The sequence below is a fragment of the Pseudoalteromonas sp. A22 genome, from assembly GCF_018141345.1.
GTDB classification, from domain to species: domain Bacteria; phylum Pseudomonadota; class Gammaproteobacteria; order Enterobacterales; family Alteromonadaceae; genus Pseudoalteromonas; species Pseudoalteromonas maricaloris.
In genome coordinates, this window is record NZ_CP047237.1 from 690327 (window position 1) to 704162 (window position 13836).

At 42.7% G+C, this 13836-nt stretch carries 2 protein-coding genes (1 of these 2 cut by a window edge); both read right to left on the minus strand.

The features are described 5' to 3' along the window. Positions 1-5580 (minus strand): condensation domain-containing protein, encoded by a 5580-nt coding sequence (locus GSF04_RS02775; RefSeq protein ID WP_211856475.1) that lies wholly within the window; start codon positions 5578-5580, stop codon positions 1-3. Further along, a protein-coding gene (locus GSF04_RS02780) for a non-ribosomal peptide synthetase (RefSeq protein ID WP_211856476.1) crosses the window boundary here: on the minus strand, positions 5580-13836 show its 3' portion. The gene runs 5681 nt beyond the window's last position; the window shows 8257 of its 13938 coding nt (coding positions 5682-13938); the start codon falls outside the window, past its right edge; the stop codon is at positions 5580-5582. The genes GSF04_RS02775 and GSF04_RS02780 overlap by 1 nt, the downstream gene beginning before the upstream one ends.

Below are 13836 nucleotides of genomic sequence, written 5' to 3' on the forward strand. Positions count from 1 at the left end.
TTACCCTTTCACTTTGGTTAAATCTGACTTCAACGGCTCGATTAGCGAGTCAACGTAAGGTCTTTCAATCATATTACTATGGTTGCCAGCGACTCTTTTCACTGAAATGTCACCTGAAGTAATTTGATCCCAATTGTAATATTGGTTTAACTCATACCTGTCTGCTTCTTCTTGATCTAATACTTTATATAGATGAAGGTTCAAACTTGATTGTTTCATCTTTAGCTTATCCATAGCATGTGGGAAAGTAACTAAGAAGCGTATGTAATTCTCCACTTGTTCAATGCTTAACCCTTTATGTGCTAATCCCTGTGTTTTGGCAGTAAGAGCTAACTGTTTAATCGCTTGCTCAGTAGAAAGTTGCGTAACTTCATTCCAATCAATTTCCAATGTATTACCAAAGAAGCTCTGTACTTTTGCAAATTCATTCTTATCTTCTGAAGTCTGACTTTCTGTAGGAGGTTGATCTAGCAGCCCAACCAAACCGACTTCATCCCCTAACTTATCCAACTGAGTTGCCATCTCATAAGCTAGTCTTGCTCCGGCTGACCACCCTAACAAATGATAAGGACCTTTAGGCTGTACACGCTTAATTAGCTGGATATATTGCTCCACTAAGCTTTCTATCTTCTCTGTATGATAATCAACGAATATATCAGGTGCTTGTAAGCCAAAGACTTTGCATGTGTCCGCCAAGCTAGCAGCCATTGACTCATAATGGTTTGCATAGCCACCAATCGGATGAATGCAGAATAAGTTTGTGTCTGCATTAGATTGATTAAGTTCAATTAAGATATTATCTTGCCCAGCCGCAATTTGAGCATTCAAGCCATGGTTTGTGTTCAGTTGATCGTTTCTTAATAATGATTGCAACGCTTGACTAACATTTTCAGATAGAGTCTGAGCTTTCTCTAAACTGTATTCAACGTTGCTATAGTTAAATTGAATATGTAATACACCATCTGCAATAAAGGACAAGATATTAAACTGATAAGGAGTGACACGATTAAGATCATACTGAGGACCCACCGCCTCAGGTGCTACTTCTATTTCTTGTTCACTAGAAGAAGAACTCAAACTTTCACTCAAGAAGTTAAATACAACATTTGAACTGCGGCCCTTTAATTGGTCACGCATTTGGAAGTCATTAGCGAAATACTTAAATAAACCAAAACCTATTCCACTGTTTGGTATGTTTGAGCGCTGAGCTCTTACAATGTTAAATACTTGCTCGGGACTTTGCTGCGCTACCTTTACACTTAAAGGGTATACAGAGGTAAACCACCCAGCTGTTTCAGATACATCAGGAGCACCATCCAAATTAATACGGCCGTGGCTTTCTAAATCAATATGCTGGGTATCTTGTCCACTCCATTTCGCCAGCCCATGCATTAAAGAGCTCAACAACATGTCTTCTATTGCTGACTTGTCCATAGAAGCGATTGCCGGGAAATGCTTCTTTGAAAGTTGCAGCTCAACAAATTCAAAGTTGTTTGGATCAGGCTCTGTGATAAATGCAGATTCATCAGGCAATTTGTCTTCAACAGGGATGTAATTATTGAGCCAATATTCTCTATCCTCTGCGAATTTTCCTTCATCCATTGCTGTAGTAAGATATTCAGCCCACTGTTGATACGATGCGGCTTTACTTTTAAGAACTATTTCTTCACCTTTTTCCAAACTTTTTAAGGCTTGACTTATGTCTAACATCATCACCCATCTAGAAACTGCATCAGTGACTAAGTGATGGAAGCAAAATAGCACACGACCTGAGTTCTCTTGACCCCTATTGAAGTAATAGACCTTAAACAATATACCAGCTTCAATATCTAGACTTTTTTGTACTTCAGACCCTCTAGACCACATGAATTCAGCAAGCTCGGTATCAGAAATATGGCTAATATCTTCTTCTATACATTGTTGCTTTAACTTAAAGTTATTCGATGGGTTGTATTTGCTATACCATTTGTTGTCATCTTTAAAGAACTTTAGTCGTAATACATCGTGCCGCTCAACAATTGCTTGGACAGCTTTTTCTAAGTGGGAGAAGCTAAAGTTTCCTGATACTTTCAACAAAGAGCTTTGATTGTAGTGGTTCACGTGATCAGAATCGATATCGAAAAAACGATGCTGAATAGGCAATAGCTTTTGAAACCCTTCACTTTCTGACTGTTTAGATGTTTCTTGATGATCTGTTTCAATCATCTTAGCCAACCCTCTAATTGACTGCCCTATTAATAACTGTCTAACACTAAAGACTATGCCACTACGCTTAGCCATTGCCATGATTTGCATTGACATAATCGAGTCACCACCAATACTGAAAAAGTTATCAGTGAGGCCAATGCTTTCATGGCCAAGAACTTCACACCATATTTTCAGCAATGTCTTTTCTACTTCCGACTGAGGATCAGTTTCCAGATCAGACTTCTTCGCGTCGAGAGGGTTTGGCAAACTCGCCTTGTTTACCTTACCACCTGGTGTTTTGGGCAATTCACTAAGCAATATGATATAGCTCGGTAGCATGTATTCAGGTATTAACTTCGAAAGACTTCTACGAATTTCCTCTGTCTGTTCACTCTCTTCCCCCTGCTCATCCGCGTTTAATTGACAATACGCTACATGATGGTTGATGCCAGCAGAGTCACTAAATACAGATAAGTATGACTCTCTGATTGAGGGAACTTGTGTAAGTGCCTCTCTGACCTCGTCTAGTTCAATTCTAAAACCACGAATTTTAACTTGATCATCGGTACGACCTATAAATTGCATCGTGTCATCGTGATTTAGAACGACTCTATCACCCGTACGGTAGAAGCGACTAGGTTCATGAAGCAGATTATATTCTGCATACGCCAATTCGTTGTACTCTGGGTTGTTTATGTAACCTATGCTGACACTCGCGCCAGAGACACAAAGTTGACCAGGAATACCTTTTGGTAAAATCGCCCCAAACGGAGAAATAACGATCGGGTAGTTTCCTTCAACAACCTTACCAATCACATTATTTGCCACATTTTCTTCAATTAGCCCATATGAGATATTGACAGATAATTCAGTCGGCCCATATGCATTAATTGCTTTCTTATCTACTCTACTAATATATTCAAGCGTATTTGAGTGGATTTTTTTAGAAATGGTATCGCCACTTAAAATAAGGTGATAACGATCCTGTTCTTCAAACTCTTCAATCATTAGCTCAACTAACTGAGGAATACCGTTGAATACTTGAATGTCTCCTTCGCGCATAAGACGAAGTAAAGAAGCCGTATCTTGATACTGACTCTCGGCAGCGATAGTGACAGCCCCACCCAAAGAAAGTGCGGCCATACCTTTTAAAGACGCATCAAATGTATAACTAACATGCCATAACCAAGAACTGTGAGAAGGCAGGTCTAAATCTGCCATTTGACTAGCAAATACGTCACGGAAATGGCAAATATTACTGTGAGTAACCTCTACGCCTTTTGGTTTGCCACGTGAGCCAGATGTAAAAATCACGTATGCTGTTTCACCGAACTCAGCAGTTGCGTTAATGTTTGTATTTGGTAACGACACTAAATGATCCAAAGTGTCAGGGTGGTCAATAGCAATGGCTTCAGGTCCCTCTAAACCAGGTAACATACATAAATTGTTATGGACAATTAAATGCTTAACATTGGCCTCAACAAAAATATTCTGAAATCGTTGGCTTGGATAGAAGCGATCAACAGGCACATACGCTGCACCAATTTTCATAATTGCCAAAATACTTATAGGAATATCTTCACATCGCTCTAAGCACAAAGCAACATTATCACCTGGCTTAACCCCTTTTTCTCTTAATAGGTGCGCAAACTGATTAGCTTTACCATTTAACTCTTCATAACTTAATGTTCGATCTAAAAACCTTATTGCGAGTGCGTGAGGTGATTTCTCAACTTGTCGCTCGAATAGCTCATTAAACCTAGTTTTTGATTTCGAAATAGAATGCACACTTTGAAGATCTTCAGCTATCAATCCTAACTCTTGAGAGTTCAACAACTGTAATTCACTCAGCTTTTGTTCAAACCCATTACTCATTGAGATAAGCAAATTACATATATGGTCTCCCAAAGGCGCAAGTACATCTTCAGAAAATCGATTCCGTGGGTAGGTAATACGAACCGACAAGGTGTCTGACATCGTTACCATAAACGTAAGGCCGTAATTTGTATATTCATCTGTTTGTACAGAATCTAATGTAAGCGAGTTTGCAGCTTGTACATCAACCCCCTTTTGATCTAACTCTGCAAAATTTGAAAATATGACTAACGAATCAAATAGAGATGCTCCATTACTCACTTCGCTATTTTTCTGGATTTCATTGAGTGGACAATAACTATAAGCGTTTGAGTTTGAGTACGAAGCACTTAAGTTTTCGAGTACATCTAACACAGATGTCAGATTGTTAAAGTTCACTCTAACAGGCAATGAGTTAATGAATAAGCCAACGATTGACTCGACACCTTTAACTTCTGCTGGCCTACCTGAAACCGTCGCGCCAAAAACGATATCTTTTTCACCGCTGTAACTCGCTAACAATAACGACCAAGCAGCTTGAAACACAGTATTGATTGTTACGCCATATTGATTCGCCAACGAGGAAAGCTTTTTCGTAGTGTCTCTATCTACATTAAAATAATAACGACCAACAGAATCTTCATTTTCAGCCAATTCAATCTGCTTATCTACAACGAGTGGTGTGGGGTAACTAAAACCTTGTAGGTAATCTTGCCAATATGTTTTCGCTTTCGTTTGGTCTTGCTCAACAAACCATTCAATATAGCTCTGATAAGGCGGTGTATCGGTAAGTTGAAGAGGTGAACCAATAGTTAAATGATCATAACATTGCATCACTTCTTTAAAGACAATACTTTGGCACCAACCATCTAACAAGGAGTGGTGTCTTGTCCAAACCAAATAAAATTCATCGTCTCTCCCCATGACTTTTGTCAATCGCATGAGAGGAGCTACGGCAAAATCGAAACCTTTATTTTTGTCTGCTTTTTTAAACTCATTCAATTTTCTCTGAAATTCATCTCTATCTAAATCTTTCCACTCTAGTGTGTTAAAAGGAATATTGGCTTTTTCCAGAACAACTTGATTAATAGTATGAGTTTCAAATCCTACAAAACAAGTTCGAAAAGTATCATGCCGCTGCGCTACCATTTGCCAAGCTTTTTGAAATTGTATGTCGTCCAAATTACCAAACAACTTATATACAGTTTGGCTGGTATAAGACTCACCAGTTCCATCTTCAAACCCATGGAATAACATCCCCTGCTGCATGGGTACTGCTGGATAAATATTTTCTACTTCGGTGTAATTTTTCTCTATTGCGTCTAGTTGTTCTTGAGTTAAATTTGCGAATGGAAAATCACTTGGTGTAAACCCCTTACTTTGGCTGAAAATAGCGAGTAAGTCTTCCTTATAAGTCCTTAGTTCAGAAAGTATTGTGTTATCTAAGTTACCATCGACATCAAATACTTTAAGTTTACCTTCTAGAACTTGAAGTTTGATATTCCGTTCATGTAAAGTTTGCAACAAATTGTTTAACATTATATTTCCAATCCTATAATCTCTTCTAATTTTATTAAGGAAGCTGAGTCGCTACTTTCTAACTCTAATAAATCTAGGTTTTTAATTTTATTCTTAAGATCGTTGCGTTGATTTACTTCTTCGCAAAAATCAACAACTTCTAATAACGCTTGCTGAAAATAAGTCAAAAGTAATTCCACTTTGTTCGCATCCTCATCAGATGAAAATACGATTGCAGTTACCTCGAACTGTTTACTTACAATACGAGCATTAAAAATAACGCTTCTACTCGTGTCATGCTCTAATGTCTCTTGGCCTCTTGACTCTGATGCTATGGAAAATGAACTATCCAGATCCGATAACACGTTATCGAACTGCCCCAAATAGTTAAATACAATAGATCTATCAACTTGGCCTTGTAATTTTTCTCTGACATCTTCTTCTGGTGAAAAATAAGATAACGCCCCAAAACTTAATCCCTTGTTAGGAACGTTGCGAATCGTTTCTTTTGTATACTTGACCCAGCTTTCAACATTATCTAATTCGGAATTAATCAATATCAAAGGATAGAAAGTCGTAAACCAGCCTATTGTTTCTGATACATCCAAATCTTTAGATAACATTTCACGCCCATGACCTTCCAAATTGATCTGAACTGCATCCAAGCCTAAACCTTGATTACAAGCTCTAAATAATGAGGCTAGCATCAATTCTTCTGGACGAGTACGAAAGGCATCATTGGCAGATCCTAAAAGTCGAGAGGTAATCAACGGCTTTAAGGTAAATGTGCTTTGACGAACTTGTTTTGTATAACTATTTTCAATATATATCCGATTACTTTTTGAAACGCAAGCGTATTCAGATAATTTATCGAGCCAATATTCCTGGTCACTTGAGAACCCTTTTTCTTTTGTAAAATGCTTTATAAATTGAGACCAGTTTTTATAGGAGCTTGTCTTCGCCGCTAGTTTCGGTGCACTGCCATTCTTTATTTGTTCGACTGCCACTTGGAGGTCTCTAAGTAAAATCCTCCAAGACACACCGTCTATCACCAAATGATGCGCTAGGATTAGTAACTTCTGCTTACCATCAGGTAATTTGATACAAACCACCTTAAATAATGGTCCTTGCTGTAAATCCAAAGACCGTTGCATCTGCTCACATGTCGATACGATGTATTCATACGAGGACAGCTCTATCATTTCTACCGAATTACAAACCATTGCAGAATCTAGCTCTTGATAGAAGTTTGTCCCAGACTCAAGGTCTTTAAAACGCATTCTAAAAACATCATGCCTTGTTAGTATCGCTTCAACTATCTGATGTAGATCACTTTCAGACATGCCATTTTTAACATTCAATAATAATGACTGATTAAAATGATGAGGGTTTTTACGGTTTTCATCAAAAAACATCCTCTGTACAGGTAACAATGGAGTGCGCCCTTCAACGGGTGCTTGCTCTAATAATGCGATACTCTCAGTGTGTTGCAGTATTAATGACAACTGCGCAACGGTTGGGGCATTAAAGATGTCTTTTACCTGACAAACATAACCAGCCTGACGCAGACGTGATACCAACTGTATACATACAATAGAGTCCCCACCCAAGCGGAAGAGGTTATCCTCTATGCCCACCTGCGCTAACCCCAACACATCTTGCCACACCTGACACAATGCTTGCTCTGTCTCATTACGAGGCGCCACAAACTCTTCGCTGTCTATCTCCGGGGCCGGCAATGCGCGCCTATCTAACTTGCCGTTTAACGTCAGCGGTAGTGCGCTTAACGTGACTATGTGGCTCGGTATCATATACTCTGGCAGTTTTGCGCCTAACTGCGACACTAAGTGTGTCGAGTCACACGTCTGCCCTTCTTGCATCACCACATATGCCACTAAATACACACTACCATCATCTCTGGCTCGGTCTATCACGGCTGCTTGACGTACTGTTCCCTCCTCACACAACACCGCTTCTATCTCACCTAACTCTATGCGATAGCCGCGGATCTTTACTTGGAAATCGTTACGCCCTAAATACTCTATATTGCCGTCCTCTCGACGACGTACCACATCCCCCGTTTTATATAACCGGGTATAGCCCAATGCCCTTGCCGCATCATCTACAAACGGGTTGTCAATAAAGCGCTCCGCCGTGAGCTCTGCACGATTTAAATACCCTCGAGCCAGTCCTGCGCCCCCTATGTACAATTCACCTTGCGTACCATTGGGCACTGGCTGTAATTGTTTGTTAAGGATATAGAGTTGCGTGTTATCTATCGCTTTGCCTATCGGTACATGGCTCGTAAACGCTTCTCGTGTGTCAAAATAACTCACATCCACTGACGCTTCCGTTGGGCCATATAAATTGTGTAATACCGCATCATGCTGCCCTAAACCATAAAAAGCATCCACATGACTCACCTGCAGTGCCTCTCCACTACTAAAAACTTGCTTAACACTGCGCGGTAATACCTTACCTTCACTCGACATCTCTGCACAAAATGCCGCTAACATCGAAGGCACGAAGTGTAATGTTGTCACTCCTGCCTCTTCTATCAATGTATGCAAGGCTTCTGGCTGTCTATGCACATCAGGTGCTGCCATCACCAACGAGGCGCCCGCCCAGTGCGCCCAAAATAACTCCCATACTGATACATCAAAAATGTAAGGCGTCTTTTGTAATACTTTGTCTTCACTACTTAACGGGTAGCGCTTTTGCATCCAGTTGATACGATTAACTATTGCACGATGCGCTATCATTACCCCTTTCGGCTGCCCTGTCGTTCCTGAGGTATAAATAACATATGCTAGATCTTCTGGCCCTGCTTTCAACGGCAGTGCTGTATCGCTGGCCACAGTATGCTTCATCACTTGTTCAACGGCTAACCATTCTGCTGCGCACTCTTGCTCTGCTAATCCGCCTTGCAAAGCTTCAGTACCCGCCGCATGCGTTAAGACAAACGGACACCCCGTATCTTTTAGGATAAAGGCCGTTCGCTCTGCTGGAAATTCTGGTGAAATTGGCACATATGCCCCCCCTGCTTTCAGCACAGCTAACACCGCAACCATCATTTCGACGCTTCTGTCCATATACAGACCAATCAAGGTATTCGCTGGCATCGCTTGCCTATGGCGCTGCTGATACCTATCACGCAACTCTCGTGCAAGCTGATTCGCCTGCGCATCAAGTTGCTGATAACTCAATTGGACCCCACCCATCTCTAAAGCGATATGCTCTGGGCTTGCTAATACTTGTCGTTCAAACTCGCTCACCAGAGTACCATGAATGGGATAAGTCGCTTGTGTATCGTTACCTTCTAATAAGGTCGCAGTGCGCTCTTGCTCATCCAATAGACATAACTGAGATAACCTCTCCACCTGAGGTAATTGCGTGAGAATACGCATCACCTGAGACAATAAACGCGTTGCTTGCTTGTTGCTTAGCCAATCTCCGTTGTAACACAAGGCCATCACTAGGCTCTCATCACGCTCAAACGCACGTAATGTGAGCGGATAGTCCATTTTCTCCACTGATTTTCTAAAATGAACCTGATTGATGATCCCTTCCGCCCCCTCTAAGGCCGTTCTTGGGTAGTTTTCAAATACGACTAAGCTATGGAATAAGCGATGACCCCCTTCCTGTAACTTCGCCAACGATATCGCACTATGACTGTTCAACATCGCGATACTTTGCTGAATTGATTGTAAAACGCCTTCAACGCTCTGCTGTTCATCCCACGACACCGAAAGTGGTAACGTATTGATGTATAAACCGACACTCGACTCAATACCCTCAATCGGTAAATCACGACCTGATACTGTTGTCCCCACTAATGTTTGATTATCTTGGGTATAGCCGTGAAGTAAGTAGTGCCAAGCAAACTGCAACGCAACATTCACCGTCGTCCCGCTTTCCCGACACATGTTCTTCAACTGAGCTAATGCATTCCCTGTTAGCTCCAGGGCCTGCTCTTTAGGAGCCGTATTAAGGTGGCTATCCGCCAGTTCAACTGAACTATCAAACAAGCCTCTTAGATCATTTGCTTCACCATACTGCTGCTTTTGTGCTTGCCAAAATGCTTCACTTTGCGCCTGACGGCTCATTTGGTAAGCCTGTGCATTTAAGTAAGCCTGATCTGGTTTTATCTCACACGTGAGACCTGCTTGCAATGCTTCATAATATTCGTGTACCGCTTGCCCCAGTACCGGCCCACTCCAGCCATCCGAAATACTGTGATGCTCTGTTTTAATCACCGTGTACAAGGTATCGCTTCGTTTAACGATGGTTAACCTAACCAGTCCCGGACGACTCAAGTCAAAGCCAATCATCCGTGCCTCTTGCTGCAACCGCTCGATTTCTTGCTCCTGTACATCTGACGCCAATTGACTAATGTCAACCACACTAAAGTGCTCGTCGGTTAGGCTAACCCCTGAAGTCACTATTTGTACTAGGGTATCTTGCCAATCAAAGCATACGCGTAAACTGGGGAAACGCAGTGACGCCATTTGCCATGCTTGACGGTAGTGCGCAATATTCAAAGCACAATGATAATCTAATAATACTTGGACTCTATACGCATCGTCGTCTGGCTCATTCAGGTGATAGTAGATAAAGCCCTGCTGTAAGCTGCTGGCAGGGTATAAGGCTTCAATGTCATGCGTCTTTTGTAAATACTGCAAACGAGCAGCTGACAATGTCGGAACCCCGTAATCACTCGGCGTTTTACGCCCCCCTAGCTTGGCTTGCGCACACCCTGCTGCCACAACCGCTGCTAACGCTGATGTAAACGCCTCATTAAAGTTGTGATGCACTAACTCAGATAGTCGACTTACCACTTTAAAGCGCAAGCGTCCCTCATATATCGCGCCAGTAACACTCAACAGTACACTGTCTTCGTTGCCTGCAGCGCTAGTCATGCCCACATCTTCTCCTACCAAAGACCAATCTTCAACTTGTCCTGAGCCATCTCCAAATTGGCCGAGGTAGTTAAACATGATAGTTGGCAAGGCTCCCCCAAGTTCACCTTTGTTACGCAGCGCACCAAACCCTAATCCTTTATTTGGCACCTGACGTAATGTTTCCTTCGTTGCAATTAACGTATCCGCAACGGTTTCTTGTCCTAACAAACGCACTGGATACAGTGTGGTAAACCAACCTATAGTACGCGATAAGTCCAATGTTTCGTCCATTGGCTCTCTACCGTGTCCTTCTAATCCTAGCGTATACGCTTGCTCACCCAGTGTTTCACTTAACGCTAATACCATAGCGCTCAACAACACATCATTAATCTCGGTATTAAAACCTTCGTTAGTATCTCGTAATAGATGCGCTGTTACTTCTGAAGACTGTTGTAATACATCAACCATGATTGTTTCTTCAGCAGTTGGCAAACTGCAAGGGGTTGCCATAACCCCCTGCCAATACCGTATTTCTTCTGTATCTGGTTCTAATGCCTTTAATGCATGAACCCACTGGCGATAACTACTTGTTTTATCTGGCAGTGTATGCCCTTGCATAATCATGCTCAAGTCATCTACTAAAATACGCCAAGAAACAGCATCCACAATCAGATGGTGTAACGCCATAAACAATCGAGCACTTCCATCGTCATAGCCCGTTAAGTGTACAGCACACCATAATGGCCCAAACTGGTAATCAAACTCAGACTGAAAAGCTGTAAGTTGCTGGTGTAACTGCGCCTCATCTAAGTTACTAACGTCTAATGTTAACAGCTCGGTGTTTACCTCATCCATCCCATAATACTGTTGTTTATTATCGATAAATCGACAGCGCAACATATCGTGTCTCGCAACTAGTGCTTCGAGCCCAGCTTGCAATGCTTGGGGGCTTACTGTGCTAGGAAGACGTACCATAAAGGCTTGATTCCAATGATGAGGTGCTGGTAATGCCTTATCAAAAAACCATTGCTGAATGGGTAATAAATCAAATGTCCCAACCAACTCGCCTTGCTCAGCTTCAACCTGAGCAACTCCGTTCAGCATGTTGTCTGCTAATAAACAAGACAACTGCGCAACGGTTGGGGCATTAAAGATGTCTTTTACCTGACAAACATAACCAGCCTGACGCAGACGTGATACCAACTGTATACATACAATGGAGTCCCCACCCAAGCGGAAGAAGTTATCCTCTATGCCCACCTGCGCTAACCCCAACACATCTTGCCACACCTGACACAATGCTTGCTCTGTCTCATTACGAGGCGCCACAAACTCTTCGCTGTCTATCTCCGGGGCCGGTAATGCGCGTCTATCTAACTTGCCGTTTAACGTCAGCGGTAGTGTGCTTAACGTGACTATGTGGCTCGGTATCATATACTCTGGCAGTTTTGCGCCTAACTGCGACACTAAGTGTGTCGAGTCACACGTCTGCCCTTCTTGCATCACCACATATGCCACTAAATACACACTACCATCATCTCTGGCTCGGTCTATCACAGCTGCTTGACGTACTGATGTCTCCTCACACAACACCGCTTCTATCTCACCTAACTCTATGCGATAGCCGCGGATCTTTACTTGGAAATCATTACGCCCTAAATACTCTATATTGCCGTCCTCTCGACGACGTACCACATCCCCCGTTTTATATAACCGGGTATAGCCCAATGCCCTTGCCGCATCGTCTACAAACGGGTTGTCAATAAAGCGCTCCGCCGTGAGCTCTGCTCGATTTAAATACCCTCGAGCCAGTCCTGCTCCCCCTATGTACAATTCACCTTGCGTACCATTGGGCACTGGCTGTAATTGTTTGTTAAGGATATAGAGTTGCGTGTTATCTATCGCTTTGCCTATCGGTACATGGCTCGTAAACGCTTCTCGTGTGTCAAAATAACTCACATCCACTGACGCTTCCGTTGGGCCATATAAATTGTGTAATACCGCATCATGCTGCCCTAAACCATAAAAAGCATCCACATGACTCACCTGCAGTGCCTCTCCACTACTAAAAACTTGCTTAACACTGCGCGGTAATACCTTACCTTCACTCGACATCTCTGCACAAAATGCCGCTAACATCGAAGGCACGAAGTGTAATGTTGTCACTCCTGCCTCTTCTATCAATGTATGCAAGGCTTCTGGCTGTCTATGCACATCAGGTGCTGCCATCACCAACGAGGCGCCCGCCCAGTGCGCCCAAAATAACTCCCATACTGATACATCAAAAATGTAAGGCGTCTTTTGTAATACTTTGTCTTCACTACTTAACGGGTAGCGCTTTTGCATCCAGTTGATACGATTAACTATTGCACGATGCGCTATCATTACCCCTTTCGGCTGCCCTGTCGTTCCTGAGGTATAAATAACATATGCTAGATCTTCTGGCCCTGCTTTCAACGGCAGTGCTGTATCGCTGGCCACAGTATGCTTCATCACTTGTTCAACGGCTAACCATTCTGCTGCGCACTCTTGCTCTGCTAATCCGCCTTGCAAAGCTTCAGTACCCGCCGCATGCGTTAAGACAAACGGACACCCCGTATCTTTTAGGATAAAGGCCGTTCGCTCTGCTGGAAATTCTGGTGAAATTGGCACATATGCCCCCCCTGCTTTCAGCACAGCTAACACCGCAACCATCATTTCGACGCTTCTGTCCATATACAGACCAATCAAGGTATTCGCTGGCATCGCTTGCCTATGGCGCTGCTGATACCTATCACGCAACTCTCGTGCAAGCTGATTCGCCTGCGCATCAAGTTGCTGATAACTCAATTGGACCCCACCCATCTCTAAAGCGATATGCTCTGGGCTTGCTAATACTTGTCGTTCAAACTCGCTCACCAGAGTACCATGAATGGGATAAGTCGCTTGTGTATCGTTACCTTCTAATAAGGTCGCAGTGCGCTCTTGCTCATCCAATAGACATAACTGAGATAACCTCTCCACCTGAGGTAATTGCGTGAGAATACGCATCACCTGAGACAATAAACGCGTTGCTTGCTTGTTGCTTAGCCAATCTCCGTTGTAACACAAGGCCATCACTAGGCTCTCATCACGCTCAAACGCACGTAATGTGAGCGGATAGTCCATTTTCTCCACTGATTTTCTAAAATGAACCTGATTGATGATCCCTTCCGCCCCCTCTAAGGCCGTTCTTGGGTAGTTTTCAAATACGACTAAGCTATGGAATAAGCGATGACCCCCTTCCTGTAACTTCGCCAACGATATCGCACTATGACTGTTCAACATCGCGATACTTTGCTGAATTGATTGTAAAACGCCTTCAACGCTCTGCTGTTCATCCCACGACACCGAAAGT

Excerpts from the sequence above, each read along its gene's own strand:
- GSF04_RS02775 (WP_211856475.1), bottom strand. The coding sequence starts at position 5,580 with ATGTTAAACAATTTGTTGCAAACTTTACATGAACGGAATATCAAACTT.